This window comes from Altererythrobacter aquiaggeris (assembly GCF_037154015.1).
Lineage (GTDB): Bacteria > Pseudomonadota > Alphaproteobacteria > Sphingomonadales > Sphingomonadaceae > Aestuarierythrobacter > Aestuarierythrobacter aquiaggeris.
The window spans coordinates 307,539-332,085 of record NZ_JBANRL010000001.1 but is presented as its reverse complement, the minus strand read 5'-3'; the positions used below and the strand labels follow the sequence as shown (position 1 = coordinate 332,085).

Genomic DNA, 24,547 nt, shown 5'->3' with positions numbered 1-24,547 from the left:
CGCATTGGTGCAGTTTCAGGCGATCCCGCCAATCTCGGCGGCAAGTGCGCGCAAGTCGGTCTTCAGTAATTTCCCGATATGACTGCGCGGCATTTCGTCCAGCGCATGTAATGCGGCCAGCCGCTGCGTCTTGCCCAGTGCCGCATTGGTTTCGGCAAGTACCGAAGCGACCTGATCCCGGCCCGCTCCCGCCTCCAGCCTGACAAATCCGACCGGCGTTTCGCCCCACTTTTCGCTGGGCATTCCGACCACTGCGGCCTCCGCCACTCTGGCATCCTTTTCCAGCGCTTGTTCAAGATCGATCGGGTAAATGTTGAACCCGCCCGAAATTATCACATCCTTCGCGCGCCCGACCAGCTCGACAAAACCGTCCGCATCAATCCTGCCGATATCGCCCATCCGCATCCACACCGAACCATCCGCCGGATCGGTCCATGTCGCTTCACGCGTTGCATCCGGGCGGTTCTTGTAACCCGCCATCATCGCGGGGCTGATCCCGACCATCTGTCCCGCCTGTCCGGCGGGAAGCTGATTATCGTTGTCATCCAGCACTTTGACTGCGTGACCACCGGGAGCGGGCCGGCCCACCGTGTGCAGTTTGTCAGGATGTTCATGGGCGTAAAGCAGGCAAGTCACCCCGCCTTCGGTCATCCCGTAAATCTCGATCAGGCCGCCCGGCATCCGGCGCAGAACCTCGGCCTTGAGTTCAGCCGAAAACGGGGCCGATGTGCAATATTTCAGCGCCAGCGACGAAAGATCGTATTCGCCAAACCGGGGTTCTTCCATCAGCCGTTTGTATTGCACCGGCACCAGCATGGCATGTGTGACGCCAAAACGCTGCGCGGTTTCCAGCCAGCCGAGCGCAGAAAATCTGCCCATGATATTAACGCAGGCGCCCGCCAGAATTGCGGGCAGAAACGCGACCATCGTGGTGTTCGAATAAAGCGGTGTCGCCGCAAGCGCCTGAGCCTGCGGGCTGTAGGCAGCCCTGGCCGTGGGGGCAAACTGGAACCAGCGCATCGCATGATTGTGAACAATCCCTTTGGGCGTTCCTGTCGTACCGCTCGAATAAATTATATTGAATGGATCGCCCGGCGCAGGCTCGAACAGTTCCGCCAAAGCCGCAGTCTCCGCCGCCCAACCGGCTAATTCCTCGTCCAGTATGATATGCTGCATTTCCGGCATGAAGCCGCTGCCAAGCTCATCCAGCTTTGCCCGGTCGATAAACAGATGCCTCGCCCCGCTGTCGGCTGCCATTGCGGCCAGTTGGGCTGCGCTCGCGCTGGTGGTCAGCGGAGCGGCCACCCCGCCGGCATGGATCGCCGCAAGAAAAACCAGCGCATAATCGATGTCCGACAGGCCCAGTATCGCAACCGATTGCCCGCGCTGCAGCCCGGTTTCCTGCAACCGTGCGGCAATTCGGTCGACCTGACCGGCCAATTCGCCCCAGGTCAGTTCCCGCGTCATGTCACGCATGGCGATCGCGCCCGGCCGGACCTTGCCCCAATGCCGGATCATCGCCGGATAGGAGCCGAATCCGGCGCTCAGAAAGTTGTCCGTTTCGCTGTTTTGCATCAGGCTTATCGTAAGCGCCGCGGCGCATGTGTCGAGCCCGAAAAACACCGCTGGCAGACAGCCCCTGCAAACTGTGTCTGGAACGGTGGAAAAACTTTAACGAAATGGCCGAATTGCTTGGGATTGCGGGCCCGAGAGCCTATATAATGAGCATGACAGAAACACCCGAGAATCCTGCCGAAAAACCTGCCGAAAATACGGCCAAAATCCCCACCGACCTGCCGCCTGAAAAAGTCGTCCAGATGGGCGCCTATGGCGCTGATTCCATCAAGGTTCTCAAAGGGCTGGACGCGGTGCGCAAACGTCCGGGTATGTATATCGGCGATACGGATGACGGTTCGGGCCTGCATCACATGGTGTTCGAAGTGTCCGACAATGCCATCGACGAAGCCTTGGCCGGCCACTGCGATCTCGTCCTGATCGAGCTGAATCCCGATGGGTCGGTGTCCGTCGAAGACAATGGTCGCGGGATTCCGGTGGATATGCACAAGGAAGAGGGCGTTTCCGCTGCCGAGGTTATCATGACCCAGCTTCACGCCGGCGGCAAATTCGACAACACCAATGACGAAAACGCCTACAAGGTTTCGGGCGGTCTGCACGGGGTGGGTGTGTCGGTTGTGAACGCCCTGTCCGAATGGCTGGAACTGACCATCTGGCGCGACGGCAAGGAATACTGGATGCGGTTCGAGCATGGCGAAACGGTTGCTTCGCTGGTCGAGAAAGGCCCCGCCCCTCCGGCTGAAGACGGCGGCAAACGCAAGGGTACCCGCGTGACCTTCCTCGCCAGCGAAGATACGTTCAAGAACGTCACGACTTATGATTTCGACAAGCTGGAGCACCGCTACCGCGAGCTCGCCTTCCTCAATTCCGGTGTCCATATCCTGCTGCGCGACAAGCGCGGCGAGGAAATGCAGGAACACGACCTGTTCTACGAAGGCGGCATCGGTGCCTTCGTGAAATATCTCGACCGTAACAAGGAACCGTTGATCCCCGATCCGATTGCGATTTCGGCGGAACGCGACAGCATCGGCATCGAAGTCGCGCTGGAATGGAACGACAGCTATTACGAAAACGTGCTGTGCTTCACCAACAATATCCCGCAGCGCGATGGCGGTACGCATCTTGCCGCATTCCGCGCCGCTTTGACACGCACGCTCAATAATTATGCAGCTTCTTCGGGCGCGCTGAAAAAGGAAAAGGTCAGCCTGTCGGGCGAAGACATGCGCGAAGGGCTGACGGCAATCGTTTCGGTCAAGCTGCCCGATCCCAAATTCGGATCGCAAACCAAGGACAAGCTGGTATCCTCCGAAGTGCGCCAGCCGCTCGAAAGCCTGATGGGCGACAAGATGTCCGAATGGCTGGAGGAAAACCCCGCCAACGCCAAGATCATCATCCAGAAGGTGATCGATGCTGCTGCCGCCCGCGAAGCTGCGAAGCGCGCCCGCGAAATGAGCCGCAAAGGCGCGATGAGCATTGCCAGCCTGCCGGGTAAACTTGCCGATTGCCAGGAACGCGATCCGGCAAAATCTGAACTGTTTCTGGTCGAGGGCGATTCCGCCGGCGGTTCCGCCAAGCAGGGGCGCGACCGTAAAACCCAGGCAATCCTGCCGCTCAAGGGTAAGATTCTCAATGTCGAGCGCGCGCGGTTCGACCGGATTATCTCGTCCAAGGAAGTCGGAACGCTGATACAGGCGATGGGCACCGGCATCCGTGACGAATTCAATCTGGAAAAGCTGCGCTATCACAAAATCATCATCATGACCGATGCTGATGTTGACGGCGCGCATATCCGTACTTTGTTGCTGACATTTTTCCACCGCCAGATGCCAGACATCATCAAGGCCGGACATCTGTTTATCGCGCAGCCGCCGCTCTACAAAGTGAGCAAGGGGCGCAGTGAAGTGTATCTGAAAGATGATGCCGCGCTTGACCGTTATCTGGTGGATGGCGGTTTGCAGGGCCGCATTCTCGAAAGCGCCACCGGCGTCCACGGCGAAGGCGAGCTGCGCGAGATGGTCGAACACGCGATGCGTTTGCGGAGCCTGATGGGCTTTGTTCCGCGCAAATATGACCCCGCAATGATCGAAGCGATGGCACTGGCCGGATCGCTCGAACCCGGGCTGGATGACAAGGGCCGCGAGGAAGCGTTGCAACGCGCCGCGGGCCGCCTGCAGCGCGGTGACGAGGAAGCCAGATGGTCGGCCTCGATCCTCGAAAACGGCACGGCGCGGTTCGAACGCGTGTGGCGCGGTGTGACCGATGTGCATGAGCTTGAAGCCAGCTTCCTTATCAGCGCAGAGGCCCGCAAACTGCACCGCGTAGCCGGTGAACAGGCCCCGATTTACGGCGAACCCGCCCGTTTGGTCCGCGGATCGGCCGCACCTGCCGACGACGACGATGGTGAAGAGGGCGGGGGCGAAGAGAGCGAGGGCGAAGCAACCACCATCAAGGGCGAGGAAGTGATTACCCGCCCGACACAGCTGCTGGCAGCCATCCTGGCCGCCGGCCGAAAGGGTCTGAAAATCCAGCGTTACAAGGGGCTGGGCGAAATGAATGCGGACCAGCTTTGGGAAACCACGCTGGATGCAGATAATCGCGCCTTGCTGCAGGTAAAGGTCGAAGATGCTGACGTGACCGACGAAATTTTCACCCGGTTGATGGGTGACGTTGTCGAACCGCGCCGCGAGTTTATCCAGGATAACGCACTTAACGTCGCCAATCTCGACGTGTGATCCAGCCAATCGCTCTCGGAATTGTAATTCTGGGAGCAGGCTGGCTCGTTTTCGTCGCCGGCCTGTGCCTGGCCGCCCCTGAAAGGGCGCGTGCGGCGCTAGGCGCGATGGGCAGCACGTGGCCGGTCCATGCGGTAGAACATGTGCTGCGCGCAACTGCCGGGGCGGCGCTGGTGATCCGCGCTGACCTGTCGAAGTTTCCTGCAGCTTTCGAAATCGCCGGATGGTTTATGGTCGTCTCGTCGGCGTTGATACTGATCCTGCCGCGCCGCTGGCATCACGCTTATGCCGCGGCGTGGGCCAAGCGCATCCCGCTGTGGATGTACCGGGTGCTCGCCATCCCGGCACTGGTTTTGGCGGGCGCTCTGTTCTATGCGGCCAGCTGATCAGGCCAGCGCAGCTTCGATCTGGCCAAGCCGTTCCTTGCCGAAAAACATGTCCTCGCCGATAAAGAATGTCGGAATACCAAACGCCCCGCGTTGGACGCTGTCGGCAGTGTTATCGACCAGCCGTTGTTTGATCGCCGGATCCTGCGTTTTGGCCAAAAGGGCATCGGCATCGAAAATGCTGTCCGCAAGCAGCGCCGCAACGACCGCGGCATCCGCTACATTGGCGCCCTGCTCCCAGATATGCGGGAGCAGACAGTCGATAAAGGCGATTTCCTGTCCGCTATCCTGTGCTGCCACCAGTAGGCGTTGAAGCAGGATGGAATTGAACGGAAAGTTCGGGTTCATTGTGAACCGGTCCATTCCATGCGCATTGATGAAACGGTTCATCTCCAGCATGGCATAGGCATTCTTGCCCTTTACTTCGCCGTCGCGGATAAATGGCGGCGCGTTACCGGTCAGCTTGTGCATCCCGCCCAGAAATACCGGCGTAACTTTTAGCGTTGCACCGGTTCTGACCGCGATATCCTTTAACGGCTGCCATACCAGATAGGCGTTGGGGCTGACGAAATCGAATAGCAATTCGGCGATTTTGGCCATTTCAGAAATTCTCCGTCCAGGGGCGCATATCCAGCTCGTGCGTCCAGGCAGAGCGGGGCTGTTTCCACAGGTTCACATAAGCCTGTGCAACCGCATCAGGCGACAGTATTTTGTCGCTGGCGGCACGCTGCGCCGCGTCGGGGAAATTTTCCCGGGCAAATTTTCCGTCCATCAACCCGTCGATGATCGTGTGCGCCACGTGCACTCCTTGGGGCCCCAGTTCACGCGCCATGCTTTGCGCCAGCGCGCGCAAGGCATGTTTGGCCCCGGCAAATGCGCCGAACCCGGCACTGCCGCGCACCGATGCCGTCGCGCCGGTAAAGATTATCGTGCCCTGCCCGCGCGGCACCATGACGCGCGCTGCCTCGCGCCCGGTCAGAAATCCGGCGAATGCAGCCATTTCCCAAACCTTGCGATAGACGCGGGCAGTCGTGTCACGGACCGGGAAGCGGACATTTGCGCCGATGTTGAAGATCACCAGTTCCAGCGGGCCGATATCACGCTCGATCCGGCCGACCAGCGCCATGACAGCGTCCTCGTCGCGGGCATCAACGCCAAAAGCGTGCGCTTCGCCGCCATCCGAGCCGATCTCTGCGGCGAGCGCTTCAAGTTCGGGCAGATTGCGTTCGCGCCGGGTGATACAGACCGCCAGACCCTCAGCCGCAAATGCGCGGGCCAGGCTGCTGCCCAGTCCCGCCCCGGCCCCCATGATCAGGCATACGCGCTTGCCTTCACTGTTCATAATGGTCTCCCGGCCAGGTTCTGTTTGTCTGGCGATAGGCGGGCCGGCCGGCTTAGGCAATTCGCCGCAGATAGAGTCTTTGCCGCGTCGCTTTCGGCGGTTAATGTCGCAATATGATCCGCAAACTCATTGCCGTGCCGGCCGTTCTCGCGCTCGGGGCCTGTGCCACCGTTCCAACCGCTACCCAAATCACTGCGCCGGTCACCGTGCGCATCATCGGGATCAACGATTTTCACGGCAATCTGGAGCCGCCCGTCCGCGCGGTCACAGTCCGCGGCGAAGGTGACGGCGAAGTGCGCGCACCGGCAGGCGGGGCGGCCTATCTCGCCAGTGCAATCGCATCGATCAAGGCGAAGAACGAAAATTATATGGTAATCAGTGCGGGCGACATGATCAGCGGCAGCCCGCTGGTATCATCGCTGTTTCTGGACGAACCGACGATCGGCGTGATGAACCGCATCGGGATCGATTTCAACGCGGTCGGCAACCATGAATTTGATCGCGGATCTGCCGAATTGCAGCGTATCCAGAACGGTGGCTGCGAAGTCCATACGCCGCGCGAGCCATGCAGGGTAGAAGCATATCGGGGTGCAGACTTCCGGTTTCTCGCAGCCAATGTGACGAATCCTGACGGCAGCACCATATTCCCGGCTTTTGGTATCAAGCAATTCGGCACCGGCGCATCGCAAGTTTCGGTCGGCGTAATCGGCCTGACGCTGGAAGACACGCCCACTCTGGTCACCCCGGGCGGTATCGAGGGGCTGACCTTTGCCGAAGAATCCGCAACGATCAATGCGTTGATCCCGCAGCTGGAAGCGCAGGGCGCAGATGCCATCGTGGTATCGATCCATCAGGGACTGTACACCGAAGCAGGCTATAACGATGCAAGCTGCGCCGGCGTGTCCGGGCGTTTGCTGGACATTCTCGCGAAGCTCGATCCAAGGGTAGATCTGGTTATTTCGGGTCACACCCACCGCGCATATATCTGCGATTATTCCGCAATCGATCCCACGCGCAATTTTCTCGTCACGAGCGCGTCATGGGCAGGTACCATGCTGACTGACATCGCGCTGACAATCGATCCCGCCAGCGGCAACGTCACCGCGCGAAGCGCCGAAAATGTGATTGTCCAGAACGACGGGATTACCAGTCAGGTGGGCGCTGCCGAACCGCTGGCGGAGCTTCAAAGCTTTGCTGCAAATGCGGAGATTGCAGCCTATGTCGCGCGATATGCCGAGGCCGCCAGCAGCTTTGCGACACGCGCTGTCGGCAAGCTGTCGGGGATCGCCCTCGACCCGCCGGCGGTGGGCGAAACCGCGCTGGGAAATCTGATTGCCGATGCACAATTGGCAGCCACCCGCAGTGCCGGTGCGCAAATTGCGTTGATGAACAATACGGGCATCCGCGCCGATCTGGTTCCGGCAGAAGACGGAACAATCACATTTGGCGCAATCTACAGTGTGCAACCGTTTTCAAACACGCTGGTCACCAAGACATTCAGCGGGGCGCAGGTCATCGCGCTGCTTGAACAGCAATTCGATGATAAGGGGGTGGTCCAGACATTCTCCGTTTCCGAAGGGTTTGGCTTTGCGTATGACCGGACCAGGCCCGGGGGCCAGCGTATCGGTTCGGTCACTCTGAACGGTGCACCGCTCGATCCTGAAAAGAAATACCGCGTGACGATGAACGGTTTTCTTGCCTCTGGCGGGGACAGCTTCACCATGTTTGATGAAGGCACGGACGCGGTGGTAGGACCGCTTGATCTGGACTCGCTTGAAATGTGGTTTGCTGCTGCCGAAATGCGGCAATTGCCCGCGACGGGCAGACTGACGGATCAAACACCGCGGGATTAACCTGTGCGGTTCAGGCCAGCCGCAGTCCGGTAACGCCCGCCGCCTTGCTATCGCCGCCTTCCAGGCCCGCAAACAGCGTGTCGATAATGGCGGCCAGCTTGCTTTCGGTCAGACGTTCTTCAAGCATCAACAGCAATTGGGGCGAAGTGTAGCAAATCACCATCTGGTTGATCAGCGTCAAAGCGCGGCTGATGGTCAGTCCGCTGAAATAGCCTTCGGCCTGAGCCTGCGCGATAAGTTCGCTCAGATAATGATCGGCCAGATCGATATAGCCGCGAACCTGCTCGAATCGCGCTGAACCAAGTTCGCAATAGAGGGCAAACAAAGCCGGATCCTCGCGATACCTTGCCCTTTCGCGAACGAACCGGCGTGCAAAGAATTCGTATAATTTTCGCTCTACAGGCAGGTCGGACGCCACCGTTTCTTCCATGATGGCGATGTCGGGCGCGTACCATGCTTCCACCACCGCATCGAACAATTCGCTGTCATCGGCAAAATGACGCGCGACCATTGCCCTGGTTACGCCCGGCTGCGCGGCAAGATGCGCGACAGAGGCTTCTTCACCGCGCCGCTGGGTCAATTGCATGGCCAGCGTTATCAGCTCGCGCCTCTCGCTATCCATCTCGCCGTTACCCATCAGTCCGCTTCCCTCGAATGCACCTGCCACATAACCAATTGTCTCTGCAATTGGTATGAAAACCGCGCGCAATCAAGCTAGCGGCAAGAAAAAGGGCCCCGCCAGCGATTCGCCAGCGGAGCCCCATGCCAATCCGATCGTGCGGTCAGTTGCGCGTATAGGCGTTTTCGGCATTCGCGGTTGTTACTGCAGCGTCCGCATCAGCCATTTCGTAAATAGCACCGTCGGCAACGGCGAACACCATCGTTTCATTGCCGTTCTTGATCAGGATACGGCTGTTGTCGCTATACCAGTTGTATGTTCCGGTAACGGGTTGGCCGCTGCCATCGATCATGCTGTACGTATCGTCGGCTGAATTCAATGTTATGCTGCGCAGAGTGCCGTCAGCCATGGTTTTTGAATATGTACCGTCATAGGCGACAGTGGTGCGGGCATCCGCGCCAACCGGGGCCAGTTCAGCCGTAGCGGGCGCGACAGCTGTTGGCGTTGCGGCTTCGGCAGGGGTATCTTCGGCCTTGTCGCTTCCGCAAGATGCCAGCGCAAGTGCAAGCGGCGCAGTAAGCGCGATCGGGGTAAATTTCTTCATTCTGTTTCCTCCATTGAAATTGCAACGAACCAGACCTGTGATGGGTCCGGAAAAATCCTTCAGACTGATTTTTTGGGCGGCCATGGGATGAATGCCGATGTGCGCCCAATGTAATCCGCGTATTTATCGCCGCGCTTCTTTTTCATTCCGCTTTCCAGCAAGGCTGCGCCCGACCACTTCGTCAGCGTAAAAGTCAGGAATATCGGGCCGATCACACTGTATAGCGCAATATCCCAACCCGCTGATGCGGCGGCCAGCCAAATCCCCCACCACACGCAGGCATCGCCGAAATAATTGGGGTGGCGGGTATAACGCCACAGGCCGGTGTCGAGGATTTTGCCTTCATTGGCAGGGTCAGCCTTGAACCGCTTGAGCTGCCAGTCGCCAACCACTTCGAAAAACATGCCGGCCAACCAAAGCGCCAGCCCCGCCCATGCAAGCGCGGTGACGGGTGCAGGCTCCGCGCTGGCCAGAATACCCAGCTGGGCGGGCAGGCAAGTGATGAACAGCAAGACTGCCTGCATACCGAAAATCTTGATCAGCGAAGCGCGCGCGAAATGCCCTGCCTCGCGGTCTTTCTTCAGCATCCTTTTATATCGCGGGTCTTCGCCGTCCTTGCGCCACCGGACAAACAGATGCGCGGCGAGGCGCAGCCCCCAAACCACTGCCATGACCATGATCATATCGGCGAGCGCGCCGGGAGAGCCGGAGTGCAACCAGCTGACGAAAGCCATCAGCGCCATTCCTGCGCCCCACACCGAATCGATGAAGGATACGTCGTCTATCTTCAGCGAGATCAGCCAGAAAGCTACCATTACGGCGGCCAGAATGGCGGCGTTGACCAGCAACAGTTCAATCATCGTCATTCTCCTGTTCCAGTTTCAGGCGCTCGGCCTGGGCTTCCATGACTTTGTACCGCTCGTAATCCGGCAATTTCGAGCGCATGAATGCGGCGATCCTGGCAAGGTCGGCTGGATAATCGCCGGTTGGCCAGACCGGCGGCCCGAAGCCCAGTATCCGGCGCTTGTTGCAAACCCAGGCCGGAACCACCGGCACTCCTGCAGCTTCGGCAATGTGATAAAAGCCTGACCGCCATTCGCCGTTGCTGCTGCGCGTACCTTCTGCAGCGATGACCAGTGCCAGTTTGTCGCGGCGGGCGAATTCTTCGGCCACCTGTTCGACAGCGTTGGCGCGCTTGCGGCGATCAATCGAAATACCGCCCATATCGAACATGAAATTGCGCATGATGCCTTTGAACAGCGTGTGCTTTCCCATGAAGTTTGGCTGGATGCCTTCTTCGGCAGTGGCCCCGATAAAAAACACGAAATCCCAGTTCGACGAATGCGGTGCACCGGCAATGACATATTTCGGGATGTCGGGCAGATGCCCGTCCAGCTTCCATCCCCTGAGCCGGTAAATGCCCCAGATGATCCGCCGCACAAAGCGCGAGAGTAGTGTCGGCTCGCGGATCGCGAGATCTTTATTATTGCTCGTCATGCACTCTCTCCGCAAACTGTTTAGCATCATGCAGGAGGAATGCGATGCCGTAGCTTATACCAATGGCCGCAATCAGTTGAAAACTGGCATTCCCTGCAGCCACATCCCCATCAGCCGGTTGAACGGGAAGGTGAAAAACCCTGCGACCAGCAGCGCCCCTGTCACAATTCCGCGCACTTCGCGGCGATGTTCGACCGGTTTGTGCGCCCGCGCCTTGGCCACCAGTTTCCATGACACAATCAGGGTCAGGACGGACAGTAAATGGATCGGGCTGAAATTACCTTCGTTTATGTAGCGCAGGGTGAACGAAACCAGCGCCGTCGAAACCATGCAGAACACCCAGATATAGCCGAGCACGCGGTGGCTTTTGTCACCCCGTCTGCGCCACAGCATAATCGGAGTAAGCGTGGTGGCAATCATGACCGTGATGATATGAAACCACAGGCGCGGTTCCAGTTCGTGCCACTCTTCCATTCCGCGATACAGCGCAACAACCGCTGCCGACAGAATGGCGAGCGCAAGCACACCAAGCGTGTAGTCGAGCTTTGTCGGGGCAAGCGACTTCCGGGTTGTGACAGCGGTCATGTACTACATCCTGAAAACGCCGAAGCGGGGTTGTTCGGGGATTGGCGCATTCAGCGCCGCGGCGAACGCCAATCCCAATACGTCGCGCGTTTGCGCGGGGTCTATCACGCCGTCATCCCACAGCCGGGCAGTGGCATAATAGGGGTTGCCTTCGTCTTCGTATTTTTGCCGGATGGGTGCCTTGAAAGCTTCCGCGTCTTCCTCGCTCCAGCTGTCGGCATCGCGGTGAACGGTGGCCAATACGCTCGCCGCCTGTTCGCCGCCCATCACGCTGATGCGCGCGTTGGGCCAGGTGAACAGGAAGCGCGGGGAGTATGCCCGGCCCGCCATGCCGTAATTGCCCGCGCCGAAACTGCCACCGATCACGACTGTGATCTTGGGCACCTGCGCCGTGGCAACCGCTGTCACCAGCTTGGCGCCGTGTTTGGCAATCCCTTCCTGTTCATATTTCCCCCCGACCATGAAGCCGGAAATATTCTGCAGGAACAACAGCGGAATTCCGCGCTGACATGCAAGTTCGATAAAATGCGCGCCCTTTACTGCGCTTTCTGAAAACAGCACGCCATTATTGGCGAGGATTGCAACCGGCGTCCCCCAGATATGCGCAAAACCGCAGACAAGTGTGGCACCATAGAGCGCCTTGAATTCATGAAATTCGCTGCCATCCACCAGCCGCGCAATTACCTCGTGCACATCATAAGGCGCGCGGACATCGTCGGGGATGATCGAATACAGTTCGTCCGCATCGAATTTGGGCGAGCGCGGCTCTTTCAGCTCGACATCGGGTTCATGCACCTTGCCCAGATGGCTGACGATATCGCGCACAATGGTGAGCGCATGTTCGTCATTTTCGGCCACATGATCGACCACGCCCGACTTGCGGCCATGCATATCTCCGCCGCCCAGATCCTCGGCGCTGATTTCCTCGCCCGTCGCAGCTTTCACCAGCGGCGGTCCGGCAAGAAAAATGGTGCCTTGATTGCGGACGATCACAGTCTCGTCGGACATGGCAGGCACATAGGCCCCGCCCGCGGTGCAGCTGCCCATCACGCAAGCGATTTGCGGAATTTGCGCCGCCGACATGTTCGCCTGATTGAAGAAGATACGTCCGAAGTGATCGCGATCGGGAAACACTTCGGCCTGATGTGGCAGGTTCGCGCCGCCGCTATCGACCAGATAGATGCAGGGTAGATGGTTCTCCAACGCGATTTCCTGCGCGCGGAGATGCTTCTTTACCGTCAGCGGATAATACGTGCCGCCCTTCACTGTGGCATCATTGGCAACGATCATCACCTGCCGGCCCGACACACGCCCGATCCCGGCAATCATACCGGCGGCTGCGATATCGTCATCATACATGCCATTCGCGGCAAGCTGGCCGATTTCAAGAAAGGGCGACCCTGGATCGAGCAACCGCTCCACCCGCTCACGCGGCAACAGCTTGCCGCGCGACACGTGCCGCTCACGCGATTTTTCGCTGCCACCCAGCGCCGTTTGCGCAACCTTGGCGCGAAGCTCTTCGTTGAGCGCGCGATTATGCGCGGCGTTGGCTTTGGCTTCAGGCGAATCGGCGACAAGCCTGGAAGTGAGTGTCGGAGCGGTCATCCCGCTGCCCCGATCAGTTCGCGCCCGATCAACATCCGGCGGATCTCGTTGGTGCCTGCACCGATATCCAGCAGTTTCGCATCGCGCAAATATCGCTCGACCGGCCAGTCTTTCGTATAGCCCGCGCCGCCCAGCGCCTGGACACTTTCGGCCGCCACGCGGAAAGCGTTCTCGCTCGCCAGCAGGATCACGCCGGCGGCGTCGAAGCGCGTCGTCTGGCCCGCATCGCACGCCTTCGCCACAGCGTAAGTATAGGCCCGCGCCGATTGCAGCGCGACATACATATCCGCCACCTTCGCCTGCATCAGCTGGAAGCTGCCGATGGGTTTGCCGAATTGCTGCCGCTCGCGCAGATAGGGGATTACTGTGTCCAGACAGGCCTGCATGATCCCCAGCTGGATGCCCGACAACACGACGCGCTCGTAATCGAGCCCGCTCATCAACACGCCCACGCCGCCGTTGACGGGCCCCATCACGTTTTCTTCGGGCACTTCGCAATCGTCGAACACCAGTTCCGCCGTAGGCGAACCGCGCATCCCCATCTTGTCGATCTTCTGACCGATCGAAAAACCCTCCATGTCTTTCTCGATCAGGAAGGCGGTGATGCCGCGCGACCCCTCACCGGTCTTGGCATAGACCACGAGCGTATCGGCATAGGTCGCGTTGGTGATCCAGAACTTCGTGCCGTTCAGGATGTATCCGCCCTGCACCGCTTCTGCGCGCAGCTTCATGGAAACCACATCCGACCCGGCGCCCGCTTCGCTCATGGCAAGCGACCCGACATGTTCGCCGCTTATCAGGCCCGGCAAATATTTTGCCTTCTGTGCGGCATTGCCCCACGCCTTGATCTGGTTGATGCAGAGGTTGGAATGCGCGCCGTAGGACAGCCCGACCGAGGCGCTTGCCCGGCTGACTTCTTCCACCGCAATCACGTGTTCCAGATAGCCGAGCCCCAGACCGCCGTCTTCTTCCGGCACGGTAATCCCGTGGAGGCCGAGGTCGCCCATCTGGGTCCACAGTCCGCGCGGGAACCAGTCATCGCGGTCAACCCGGTCGGCCAGCGGCGCAATTTGCTCGTCGGCAAATCGTGCCGCGCTTTCACGGATCATCCCGGCTGTTTCGCCAAGCTGGAAATCGAAATCGGGGGTCGCGCGCATACTCTCTCCTGTTACGTAACGGCATAGCAAGACGGGTGCGCTGTGCAAGCGCGCTGAAACAATAAAAATCGTATGGAATCAATGAAGCTTTTGACGTGCGATTCTTTATATTTGCTTTTACAGGTCAACGGCTTATCGTTCATCAGCGAAAAATGCGTACGCCCGATCTCATGCCCTGGCCCGACGGCCGCCCGCCCGAACCCGGTTTTTGCGGTGAGGATGCGCGCGCCAGCATTCTGGCCACTTATGGTTTCGATGCGTTGCAAGACGATCCCGAGCTGTCAGAGATCGCCAAATTCGCGGCAGAACTGTGCGATACGCCGGTTGTTCTGGTTTCGATTGTGGAAAAAGAGCGTCAACGGTTTCTCGCTCGCGAGGGTGTGACGGAAACCGAAACACCGCGACCGACGTCGTTTTGTGCGCACGCCATGCTGCAAGCGGAACTGATGGAAGTCCCCGACGCCATGCTCGACCCGCGGTTTGAAAACAATCCGCTCGTAACCGGGCATCCGCATATCCGCTTCTATGCCGGGGCCCCGCTGATATCGGGCGAAGGTGCGCCGATCGGATCGCTGTGCGTTATCGATGTCGAACCGCGTCCCGCCGGACTGACCCCGTTGCAGCGCCGCGGACTCAAGGTTCTGGCCGCCAGCGTCATGCGGCGAATGCGGCACCGGCGCGAAGCACTGGCGGCGGAGAACAAGCGCGAGGAAACCGCGCAGGATTTGCGCGAGATGGTCGATCTGATCCCGCAGATCACCTTTACCATGCAGCCCGACGGAACGTTTGGATTTTACAACAAGGGCTGGTTTGATTTCACGCGCGCCGAACCGCCGGCATCAAGCGAAGACTGGCGCCCGTTTATCCATCCTGACGATCATGAGCCGACATTTTCCGACTGGTACGCCGCAGTCGATCAGGGTCTGCCTTTCGAAGGTGAATACCGCTTGCAAAACGGTGACGGGGAATGGCGCTGGATGCTGTCCCGTGTGAAGCCGTTCGGATCGGACAAGGGCGGGCAGCGGTGGTTCGGGACGCTGACGGATATCGATGAAACATACCGCGAATCCGAAACCAACGAAATTCTGACCCGCGAACTTTCCCACCGGATCAAGAACATATTCGCGGTCGTATCAAGCCTGATAGCCTTGTCTTCGCGAGGCAAACCGGAAGTCGCGGACTTTTCCAAGGAACTGAACGGCAAGATTACCGCGCTGGGCCGGGCACATGATTTTGTCCGCCCGATCGACAGCAAGAAGGGCGAATTTCTGGCCGGACTGCTCAAGGAACTGATGGCGCCTTATGGCACCGGTAATCAGGCACGTGCAAAGGTAACCGGTGCCGATATTCCGCTGGCTGTCAGGGCGGCGACGCCGTTGGCGCTGGTGTTCCATGAACTGGCCACAAACTCGGCCAAATATGGTGCGCTTTCCGCCCCCGCAGGCAGCGTCGCCATCGACATTTCGGAATCGGGCGAGAATGTTGTCGTGGCCTGGCGTGAAACCGGCGGACCGCAAATCGTTGAAACAGACCACCGCGGGTTCGGCTCGCGGCTGATGGAAATGAGCGTGAAGGGCCAGTTGCAGGGATCTCTCGAACGCAGATGGCATCCCGAAGGCCTCGAAGTGGAACTTACGGTAATGCGCAGCGCGCTCACCAGCTAAGCGGCCGCGCGCCACGCTTTGCAAAAAGCGGGTGACCGCGTAGAGGCTGTCCAATGCCCCGCCCCGCCGATCCGTTGCTGCGTTTTGACGCGGTCCACAAGACCTATAGTAATATAACCGCTGTCGATGGCGTATCGCTCGATATTGCAGCAGGCAGCTTTACCGCTCTGGTCGGCGCTTCGGGTTCGGGAAAATCCACGTTACTCAAAACCGTGAACCGTCTGGTTGAACCGACCAGCGGGCGCGTGCTGCTCGGGATGGCCGATGTAGCGGCGGCCTCGCCCGCGCAATTGCGCCGGTCAATCGGCTATGTTTTTCAGGGGGTCGGCCTGTTCCCCCATATGACCATCGGCGAAAATCTTTCCATCACCCGGCGGATCGCGGGAGAGCGGGACAATACCGGGCGGCTAAGCGCGCTGCTGGATCTGGTCGAACTGGATCAGGGTTACGAGCCCCGCTACCCGCACGAACTGTCAGGCGGGGAGCGCCAGCGTATCGGCGTGGCGCGCGCTTTGGCAGCGCAGCCGGAACTGATGCTGATGGATGAACCGTTCGGCGCGCTTGATCCGGTCACGCGCGATGCACTGGGCACTTCGGTTCGCCGCCTGCACGCCCGGCTGGGGCTGACCACGATTATGGTGACGCACGACATGGCCGAAGCCTTGCTGCTGGCTGACCGCGTGCTGGTGATGGATCAGGGAAGTTTGATTGCCGACGAAACTCCGCAGGCATTGTTATCCGGCGCTGGCGGCGAAATTGCTCAAGGAATGGTCGCTGTGCCGCGAAATCAGGCCGCACAATTGGCAGGCCTGACACGATGATCGAAGTCTGGACCGCGCTTCTGGGCCTTGGCGACCGGCTCGCGGCGCATGTGATCCTGAGCGCGGCGGCGCTGGCGCTGGGTACGGCGGTCGCTTTGCCGTTGGCGATCTGGGCAGGCCGTTCGCCCATGGTGGCGCGGCTCTCGCTCGGCTTTGCCAGTCTCGTCCAAACGGTTCCTGCACTTGCCCTGCTGGCATTGTTTTTCCCGATCCTGCTCAGTCTGCGCGCTGTCTTTGGCGAAGGGTTGCCCACATTGGGCTTTTTACCCGCGTTGCTGGCACTGTCGCTTTATGCCTTGCTGCCGATCCTGCGAAACGCGGTAACCGCGCGCGCCAATCTCGACCCCGGCGTGCTGGAGGCGGCCGACGGGGTGGGCATGACGCAGTGGCAGAAATTGCGACTGGTCGAGGCGCCGCTATCCGCGCCCTTCGTGATGGCGGGTATCCGGACGGCTGCCGTCTGGACAATCGGTGCGGCCACCCTGTCCACCACGATCGGCCAACCCAGTCTGGGCGATCCGATTTTCGCCGGTTTGCAAACGCAGAACTGGGCGCTGGTTCTGGCTGGCTGCATCGCCGCTGCGGGGCTGGCGATTGCCACCGACGGGCTGCTTGGTCTGGTCGAAAAAGGGTTGCGCGACCGGCAGCGGTGGATGGTCTGGGCCGGCAGCGCACTGGCTGCCACAGGCCTGATAATTGCATTCGCATCCCAGACGGCAGACGATGACGACACGGTAACAATCGGCGCAAAAAATTTCTCCGAGCAGTATATTCTGGCGCGGCTCGTCGGGCAGCGGCTCGAGACCGCAGGTTTTAACGTGCGCTACCGCGACGGGCTAGGTTCGGCAGTCGTGCACGAGGCGGTGACCACCGGAGCGATCGATATCTCGATCGACTATTCGGGTACGCTGTGGACCAATCAGTTGAACCGGTCCGACAATCTGCCCGCCGCGCAGATGCTGTCTGAAATCAAACGCTGGGAAGCGGAAACCAGCGGCGCGCTGATGCTGGGCGCACTGGGCTTTGAAAATGCTTATGCGTTTGCCATGAAGCAAAGCCGCGCGGACGAGCTGGGCATTCGCACATTGGATGATCTGGCCCGCGCTGCGCCCACGCTGGTGATGGGCGGCGATGTCGAGTTTTTCGAACGTCCCGAATGGAAATCGGTGCGAGATGCCTACGGCCTGAAATTTGCCCGCCAGCGCAATTTCACCAGCACATTCATGTATGACGCGCTGACCGGCGGCGAGGCGGATGTGATCTCAGCCTATACTTCCGATGGACGGATCGCCGCTGACCGGCTGTTGGTCCTGGAAGACCCGCGGGACGCTTTGCCGGCCTACGATGCGCTGTTGATATTGGCACCGCAGCACAGCGAAAACGATCAGTTGAAGGCAGCATTGCAGCCGCTGATCGGCGCGATCGATGTGGCGGCCATGCGCGAAGCGAATTTTGCAGTCGATCGGACCAAAGACAAGCAAACGCCGGCCCGTGCCGCAGCGCAGCTCGCGGCGAAACTGGGACTTGATTGACTTCAGGCGATATTGTGGGCGGCGGCAAAACCCACACCGTCAGGCCAATGCGGCGCCGACAGACCCATTACCTTGAACAGCCTGCCCATTTGCTTGTCACCGATCAGACGGTCCTTCGCTGCTTGCAGTTCGGCCGCATATTGCGGGGCGGCATGGGCAAGATTTTCGGCCCGCGCTTCTATTCCCAATGCGCGCAGCCAGTCGCCCTGCGTTACCGTTCCCAGCCATTTGCATTCACGCGACTGCGCAATCTGCGCCAGCGTGGCGAAATCGACGTGCGCGGTTAAATCCGCCGTTCCAGGATTTTCAAACGGGTTGACCTTCTTGTGGTCGGCAACGGCTTGCAAGGTCGATCCTGTGCGCTTTTTCGTATAGCCGTAATCGATCAGCAATGCCGCGCCGCCTTGCGCGTTCAGCCGTCCGGCTATCTCATACAGCACCGCTGCGGCACCGGGACAGCTTTCGATGATGGTTTCCGGCGGCGCATCGCGCATATCTTCGGGCACCGCTGCATCCATCGGTTGGGTGCCGGCAACCGGAATGAACGAAGCATATTCGGGGTCCACCCCGATCATCCTTTCGCGCCAGCCATCTCTGGTTTTTACCAATTGGCGGATCGGCAGGGCGTCGAGAAATTCATTACCGACAATCAGCACGGTTCCGTCGAGCGGCACGGTCGATAAATCGTGGTGGAACTGCGCGCCGGGCACCATCGCCAATTGCCGGTCGCGCAAGGTTGTGGACCCTTCGACAAAATGGATGCGCGGTTCCAAACCGTAACGTTTTGCGGTTCGCATGGCGTCTTTTGCCAGCGTTCCGCGCCCCGGGCCCAGTTCGACATAATGGACCAGATCATCCTTGCCCGAACGGATCCAGATATCGGCCAGCCACAAACCGATCAGTTCGCCGAACATCTGGCTGATTTCCGGCGCGGTGACGAAATCGCCCGCGCGCCCCAGCGGATCCTTGCTGGCGTAATAGCGGGCATTACTTTCGCCCATGAAATGCTGGACGGAAATCGGACCGCTATTGGCAATCAACCTGCGGAAGGTTGCCGTCAGGTCGCCGCCCGAACTCGCGTTCATGCCTCGGCAGGCTCCTTGGGCAGTTTGATGTCGCCGGCGCCCAGTGGTGGCCGGGTCAGCGACCATATGATCAGCGCCGCTCCCAGCAGGATCAGGGGTATCGTCAGCCATTGGCCCATCGAAAGGCCGGATTGCAGCGCAAACTCGGTCAAATGCTCGTCCGGCTGGCGGAAATATTCCACGATGAAGCGGCCAAGCCCCATACCCGTTGTGAACACACCGACAAGCAGAGCCGGCCGCCAGCGGGCGCGCGTACGCCAGAACATAAACAGCAGGATGACCAGCAGAATCGCGCCTTCCAGAACCGCTTCGTACAGCTGGCTGGGATGGCGGGGAATGTCGCCCGCGCCGGGGAAAATCATGGCCCACGCCAGACCCGGTTCGGCTTCACGCCCCCATAATTCCCCGTTGATGAAGTTTGCCAGCCGGCCCAGCATCATGCCCATGGGAACCGGCACGGCGATATAATCGGCAACGCGCAGCAGCTTGAGATTACCGCGCCAGCAGACAAAAGCGATGGCGAGAACCACACCCAGCAATCCGCCATGAAAGCTCATCCCGCCGTCCCACAGCCGCAGCAGATTGTAACTGACAAATTCGCCTTCGGTAAATGTGCTGAACAGTTCGGGCTTGTAGAACAGGGCATAGCCCAGCCGTCCGCCGAAAATCACACCCAGAGTGCAGTAGAAAAACAAATCGTCCACATGCCGCTGCGCCATGGGCGCGCCGGGCGCCTTGATCATTTTCCCGACATGCCAGTAAGCGAACAGAATTCCGCCAAGATAAGCGAGCGAATAGTAGCGCAACTGGAAGAATCCGAGATCGATTCCCGGCGTGAGGCCCAATTCGGACCATTGCAACGGCGCGGAAGCCGCAGCCAATAGTGACAGCAAGGCGCTTACCCCTTAAGACATAGCCCGCCGCGCGGGACTTTCGCGCGGCTTTTGGCATAGGCTGAGAGGCGGCGAAAGACCGCTATTCAGCAAATAGCCAGTTAATTGGTTGAAATGATCCTCTTGGAGAGAATGCACTATGGCGACCGAGCTCGACACCGCTCTTACGAATATCATGGCAGCGTTGACTGCGCCGGGGGCTATGTTCGAAACCGAACCGGTGCAGCGGTTTGGCCGTGATTTGCCTGCGTTCAAGAACGCCCCGCCAAGCATGGCACATTATTTTGCCCATTATTGCGCCGAACATGGCGACAAGACATTTATCGTCGATGGCGACATCCGCCTGACCTTTGCCGAAACCTATGCCGCGGCGCGCAAGGTCGCTGGCGGTCTGGTTGCCGGCTACGGTGTAAAGCGCGGTGACCGCATCGGTATTGCGGCGCGCAATTCAGCCAACTGGATAATCACGCATATGGCCATCATGATGGCGGGCGGCTGTTCGACGCTGCTCAACGGCTGGTGGACCGGTGAAGAACTGACCGGCGGTATCAAACTGGCCGGATGCAGCATCGTCCTGGCCGATGCCGACCGCGCCGCGCGTCTCGATGGCTGCGATCATGGCGCCGAAATAGTAGTATTCTCGCACGACGGACCGCCTGAAACGGGTCTGGCGGTTCTGCTGTCGAAAGGCGGCGATCAAACCACCGCCTTGCCCGATCTGGGGCCGGACGATCTGGCAACAATTCTCTACACATCGGGTTCGACCGGCCAGTCCAAAGGTGCCTGGTCCGACCACCGCGGGGTGGTGCAAGGGGTGTTCAACTACGTCGCGCAAACCGTCATGAGCCTGCATTATCTGACGGCAAAGGGCGAAGCGCCTACGCGCCAGCCATGCGCGCTCGTGGCGGTGCCGCTATTCCATGTAACCGGCGAAATTCCGCTGCTGCTGCAAAGCTTTGCGATCGGCCGCAAGCTGGTGATTATTCCCAAATGGGACGCTGTCGAAGCCATGCGGATGATGGAGGCGGAAGAGGTCACCTATTTTGTCGGTGTGCCGCTGATGAGCTATGAGATCGCCACTCACCCCGACCGCGCCAAATACGACATGTCCGCCTGCATGAGCTTTGCCGCGGGCGGTGCGCCGCGTCCGGTCGAACACGTGACCCGGATCAAGGAAGCATTTCCGGGCGGTTTCCCGCTCCTGGGATACGGCCTCACCGAAACCAATGCTGCGGGCTGCGGCAATTTTAACGAAAACTATCTCGCCAAACCCGAAAGCACTGGCAAACCCAGCCAGCCGCTGGTGGACATGGCGATTCTGAGTGATGACGGCAAACCGGTGCCGCAGGGCAAGGTCGGCGAAGTCGCTATCAGGACCATCGCCAATTTCGGCGGATATTGGGAAAACCCCGAAGCCACCGCAGAAGCTATCCTGCCTGACGGCTATTTCCTGACCGGCGATCTGGGTTATCTGGACGAAGACGGATATCTGTTCATCGTTGATCGCAAGAAGGACATCATCATTCGCGGCGGAGAGAATATCACCTGCATCGAAGTCGAACAGGGGATCTACGGCCATCAAGATATCGTCGAATGCTCCGTATTCGGTTTGCCCGACGAACGGCTGGGCGAAGTGCCCGGCGCTGTCTGGTATGCCAAACCCGGCAGCGGACTGACCGAAGATGCCCTGCGCGCCTATCTCGCGGAGCATCTGGCGAAGTTCAAAATTCCCGAAATAATGTGGGAAGCGAAAGAGCCGCTGCCCCGACTTGGCACGCAGAAGATCGACAAGCGCACAGTCCGTGACCAGTTTACGGCGGGTTCGGCAAACGCGTGAGCGGGATCAAGATCGCCCGGCAACGCGCGATCATCGACCGCCGCGAACTGGCGGGCCGGATCGAAGCGATAATCGCCGCGGCGGGGAGCGATGCACGCCCGCAGATAGTCGCTTTGCTGAAAGGCGCGCTGGAGGCTGGCCGCGCTGAAATTGCGGCGCGGCTGCAGGATAAACCGTCAGCCGGGCATGAATGCACCAGCGGGCAATCATTCCTCGTCGATCAGCTCGTTCGCCTGGTCCATGATCATGTCATTGCCAATGTCTATCCGGCTGACAATCGCACGACCGGCGAACGCCTGTCCGTCATGGCAGTCGGGGGATACGGGCGCGCAGAAATGGCCCCGCATTCCGATGTGGATATAGCATTTCTGACGCCGGACCGGCGCACCCCCTGGTGCGAACAGGTGATCGAAGCGATCCTCTATTTCATGTGGGACATGGGCCTCAAGGTCGGGCATTCCAGCCGCAGCCTGAATGAAATGGTCAAGATGTCCCGCGAAGATCTGACGATCCGGACAGCCATGCTGGAAGGCCGCTACGTCTGGGGCGACCGCGACCTGTACGATGAGGCTGCTGCGCGTTTCAACACGGAGGTTGTGCACGGGACAGAACGGCAATTCGTGACCGAAAAGCTGGCCGAAAGGAACCTGCGCCACAAGAAAGTGGGCGACAGCCGCTATGTCGTGGAACCCAATGTAAAAGAGGGCAAGGGCGGCCTTCGCGATCTGCAGACGCTCTATTGGATCGGCAAATATATCCACAAGGTCCGCAGCGCATCCGAACTGGTCGGGGCCAATCTGTTTACAAAGGCAGAATACCGGGCATTCCGCCGCGCGGAGACTTTTCTGCTCGCGGTCCGGTGCCATCTCCACATCGTAACCGGGCGCGCAGAAGACCGTCTGACCTTTGATTTGCAGCGCGAGATTGCGGCACGGATGCGGTTTGCCGACCGGACCGGAAAAAGCGCTGTCGAACGGTTCATGCAGATGTATTTCCTGCAAGCGCAGCGGGTGGGCAGTCTGACCGGTGTTTTCCTTGAACACATCAACGAACAATTTGCGAAAAAACAGTCGCACCGGGGGCTGTTGGCAACTTTCAGGGCGAAGCCGCGCATATTGAAAGGCTACCGGGTGTTCGGCGGCAAGATCGAAGCGCCGGGCGACGACTGGTTTGAAAAGGATCCCGTTCGGCTGATCGAACTGTTTGCCCTGGCCGAAAGCGAACAGCTGGAAATCCACCCGCAAACCATGCGGCAGGCCAGCCGCGACACGAAGCTGATTACGAAAAGTGTGCGGAAGGACAAACGCGCCAACGCGCTGTTCCTCGATGTGCTCACCGGCCGCAACGACCCGGAGACGGCGCTGCGCTGGATGAACGAAGCGGGCGTGTTCGGACGCTTCGTGCCGGACTTCGGCCGCGTGAATGCACAAATGCAATTCGACATGTATCATCACTATACGGTTGACGAACATACTATCCGCGCGATTGGGCTACTGTCGCGGATCGAGCGCGGCGAATTGGCAGCCGATCACCCTCTGGCAACCGGAATCCTGCCCAAGCTCGTGTCGCGGCGCGTGGCGTATGTGGCTGTGTTGCTGCATGATATTGCCAAGGGGCGCGGCGGCGACCATTCGGTCCTCGGCGAAGAAATCGCCGAACGCCTTTGCCCGCGTCTGGGGCTGAAGCCAGCGGAAACGGATCTGGTCGCCTGGCTGGTAAGGCGCCATCTGATGATGAGCGCGACGGCGTTCAAACGTGATCTTTCGGACCCCAAGACAATCACCGACTTCGTTGCGGAAGTGCAAACGATGGAACGATTGCGTCAGCTGTCGATCCTCACCATCGTCGATATTCGCGCGGTCGGCCCCGGCGTCTGGAACAGCTGGAAGCGGCAGCTTCTCGCCGAACTGTATGATCTGGCGAAGGAACAATTGCGTCTGGGGCACAAATCGCGCGGACGGGCCGAGCGGGTTCTGGCGTGCAAGGAAGATGTCCGCGCCATCCTTGGCCCGCGCGGGGACCTTGTTGACAGGCTGGGCGAACGGTTTCACGATTCTTACTGGATTGCCGAACCTGCCGACATCATTGCGCTTAATCTGGTCCAGCATGACGCGGCGCAGGGGCTCGCGCGGCGATTATCGATCCATTGCGAGGTTTACGCATCGCGCGGCGCCACGCTGGTCAGCATCATAGCGTCCGATCATCCCGGCCTGTTTTACCGGATTGCCGGCGGAATCCACCTGGCTGGCGGAAACATCATCGATGCCCGTGTCCACACCACGCGCGACGGTATCGCGGTCGATAATTTTCTGGTTCAGGACCCCTTTGGCCGCCCGTTCGAAGAACAGGCACAGCTGGAAAGACTGAAGACTTCGATCGAAGATGCGCTGGCGAACCGGATCGAGATGGTTCCGCAACTGGCGCGGCGGCCCCTGCCGCGGACCCGCGCTGACAGTTTCGAAGTCCGCCCGCGCGCGGTGTTCGACAATTCGGCTTCCAACCGCTTTACCGTGTTCGAAGTGACGGCGCGCGACAGGCCGGCGCTGCTCAGCCGGCTGGCGCGCGCCTTGTTCGATCAACAGCTTTTGATCCAGTCGGCCCATATAACCAACTATGGCGAGCGCGCGACCGACGTATTCTACGTCACGGATCTGCTGGGTCACAAGATCGAGGCGATGGACCGGCTCGGCAGAATCAAGGCTGCATTGGTCGCGGCGGGAAGCGACGAGTTGGCTGCCGAGGAAGCTGCTGCCTGAATTT

General features: G+C 59.7%; 20 protein-coding genes. 8 read left to right on the top strand and 12 right to left on the bottom strand.

What is annotated here, in order from left to right:
- Positions 1–15: 15 nt before the first annotated feature.
- Positions 16–1,575, bottom strand: coding sequence for a class I adenylate-forming enzyme family protein (locus tag WFP06_RS01600; RefSeq protein ID WP_336985512.1), 1,560 nt, complete (start codon positions 1,573–1,575; stop codon positions 16–18).
- Between the two features lie 242 nt (positions 1,576–1,817).
- Between WFP06_RS01600 and gyrB the strand changes: the two genes are divergently transcribed.
- Positions 1,818–4,307 (top strand): DNA topoisomerase (ATP-hydrolyzing) subunit B, encoded by a 2,490-nt coding sequence (gene gyrB / locus WFP06_RS01595; protein WP_336987597.1) that lies wholly within the window; start codon positions 1,818–1,820, stop codon positions 4,305–4,307.
- A complete protein-coding gene (locus WFP06_RS01590) occupies positions 4,304–4,693 on the top strand; it encodes a hypothetical protein (RefSeq protein ID WP_336985511.1) in 390 nt (129 codons plus the stop codon). The genes gyrB and WFP06_RS01590 overlap by 4 nt, the downstream gene beginning before the upstream one ends.
- Here the strand turns inward: WFP06_RS01590 and WFP06_RS01585 are convergent, their stop codons facing one another.
- Both WFP06_RS01585 and WFP06_RS01580 read right to left on the bottom strand, forming a co-directional pair.
- Positions 4,694–5,293: a 2-hydroxychromene-2-carboxylate isomerase gene (locus tag WFP06_RS01585; protein WP_336985510.1), complete on the bottom strand. Its 600-nt coding sequence runs from the start codon at positions 5,291–5,293 to the stop codon at positions 4,694–4,696.
- 1 nt (position 5,294) lies between these two features.
- Positions 5,295–6,035, bottom strand: coding sequence for an SDR family oxidoreductase (locus tag WFP06_RS01580; RefSeq protein WP_336985509.1), 741 nt, complete (start codon positions 6,033–6,035; stop codon positions 5,295–5,297).
- Positions 6,036–6,148: 113 nt separating this feature from the next.
- Here WFP06_RS01580 and WFP06_RS01575 point away from each other — a divergent pair, with 113 nt between their 5' ends.
- Entirely contained in the window at positions 6,149–7,888 is a 1,740-nt protein-coding gene (locus WFP06_RS01575; RefSeq protein ID WP_336985508.1) for a bifunctional metallophosphatase/5'-nucleotidase, read from the top strand.
- Positions 7,889–7,898: 10 nt separating this feature from the next.
- On the opposite strand, the gene WFP06_RS01570 is transcribed toward WFP06_RS01575, so the two are convergent.
- The 7 genes from WFP06_RS01570 to WFP06_RS01540 form a co-directional block, all read right to left on the bottom strand.
- Positions 7,899–8,555, bottom strand: coding sequence for a TetR/AcrR family transcriptional regulator (locus WFP06_RS01570; RefSeq protein ID WP_336985507.1), 657 nt, complete (start codon positions 8,553–8,555; stop codon positions 7,899–7,901).
- A 115-nt stretch (positions 8,556–8,670) separates the two neighbouring features.
- Complete coding sequence (locus WFP06_RS01565; RefSeq protein ID WP_336985506.1) at positions 8,671–9,111, bottom strand: hypothetical protein; 441 nt, start codon at positions 9,109–9,111, stop codon at positions 8,671–8,673.
- A 59-nt stretch (positions 9,112–9,170) separates the two neighbouring features.
- The gene (locus WFP06_RS01560) at positions 9,171–9,977 is read right to left on the bottom strand and encodes a DUF1295 domain-containing protein (protein ID WP_336985505.1); all 807 of its coding nucleotides are present in this window, start codon (positions 9,975–9,977) and stop codon (positions 9,171–9,173) included.
- A complete protein-coding gene (locus WFP06_RS01555) occupies positions 9,964–10,608 on the bottom strand; it encodes a lysophospholipid acyltransferase family protein (protein ID WP_336985504.1) in 645 nt (214 codons plus the stop codon). Before WFP06_RS01555 ends, WFP06_RS01560 begins: the two co-directional genes overlap by 14 nt.
- Before the next feature lie 72 nt (positions 10,609–10,680).
- Positions 10,681–11,193 (bottom strand): DUF2306 domain-containing protein, encoded by a 513-nt coding sequence (locus WFP06_RS01550; protein WP_336985503.1) that lies wholly within the window; start codon positions 11,191–11,193, stop codon positions 10,681–10,683.
- 3 nt (positions 11,194–11,196) lie between these two features.
- Positions 11,197–12,798 (bottom strand): carboxyl transferase domain-containing protein, encoded by a 1,602-nt coding sequence (locus WFP06_RS01545; protein ID WP_336985502.1) that lies wholly within the window; start codon positions 12,796–12,798, stop codon positions 11,197–11,199.
- Positions 12,795–13,955, bottom strand: coding sequence for an isovaleryl-CoA dehydrogenase (locus tag WFP06_RS01540; protein ID WP_336985501.1), 1,161 nt, complete (start codon positions 13,953–13,955; stop codon positions 12,795–12,797). The genes WFP06_RS01545 and WFP06_RS01540 overlap by 4 nt, the downstream gene beginning before the upstream one ends.
- A gap of 152 nt (positions 13,956–14,107) precedes the next feature.
- On the opposite strand from WFP06_RS01540, the gene WFP06_RS01535 reads away from it, so the two are divergent.
- Genes WFP06_RS01535 through WFP06_RS01525 form a run of 3 tightly spaced genes read left to right on the top strand, consistent with a single transcriptional unit; the run spans position 14,108 to position 17,972 of the window.
- Entirely contained in the window at positions 14,108–15,619 is a 1,512-nt protein-coding gene (locus WFP06_RS01535; RefSeq protein ID WP_336985500.1) for a sensor histidine kinase, read from the top strand.
- A gap of 53 nt (positions 15,620–15,672) precedes the next feature.
- Positions 15,673–16,440 carry an ATP-binding cassette domain-containing protein gene (locus tag WFP06_RS01530; protein WP_336985499.1) on the top strand — a complete coding sequence of 256 codons (768 nt, stop codon included), beginning with the start codon at positions 15,673–15,675 and terminating at the stop codon, positions 16,438–16,440.
- A complete protein-coding gene (locus tag WFP06_RS01525; RefSeq protein WP_336985498.1) occupies positions 16,437–17,972 on the top strand; it encodes an ABC transporter permease/substrate-binding protein in 1,536 nt (511 codons plus the stop codon). Before WFP06_RS01530 ends, WFP06_RS01525 begins: the two co-directional genes overlap by 4 nt.
- 2 nt (positions 17,973–17,974) lie before the next feature.
- Here the strand turns inward: WFP06_RS01525 and WFP06_RS01520 are convergent, their stop codons facing one another.
- On the bottom strand, positions 17,975–19,057 hold the full coding sequence (locus WFP06_RS01520) for a class I SAM-dependent methyltransferase (RefSeq protein WP_336985497.1): 1,083 nt from the start codon (positions 19,055–19,057) through the stop codon (positions 17,975–17,977).
- On the bottom strand, positions 19,054–19,950 hold the full coding sequence (gene lgt / locus WFP06_RS01515; RefSeq protein WP_336985496.1) for a prolipoprotein diacylglyceryl transferase: 897 nt from the start codon (positions 19,948–19,950) through the stop codon (positions 19,054–19,056). The genes WFP06_RS01520 and lgt overlap by 4 nt, the downstream gene beginning before the upstream one ends.
- A gap of 139 nt (positions 19,951–20,089) precedes the next feature.
- Here lgt and WFP06_RS01510 point away from each other — a divergent pair, with 139 nt between their 5' ends.
- On the top strand, positions 20,090–21,787 hold the full coding sequence (locus WFP06_RS01510) for a class I adenylate-forming enzyme family protein (protein ID WP_336985495.1): 1,698 nt from the start codon (positions 20,090–20,092) through the stop codon (positions 21,785–21,787).
- Positions 21,784–24,543, top strand: coding sequence for a [protein-PII] uridylyltransferase (locus WFP06_RS01505; protein ID WP_336985494.1), 2,760 nt, complete (start codon positions 21,784–21,786; stop codon positions 24,541–24,543). Before WFP06_RS01510 ends, WFP06_RS01505 begins: the two co-directional genes overlap by 4 nt.
- The last annotated feature ends 4 nt before the right edge of the window (positions 24,544–24,547 follow it).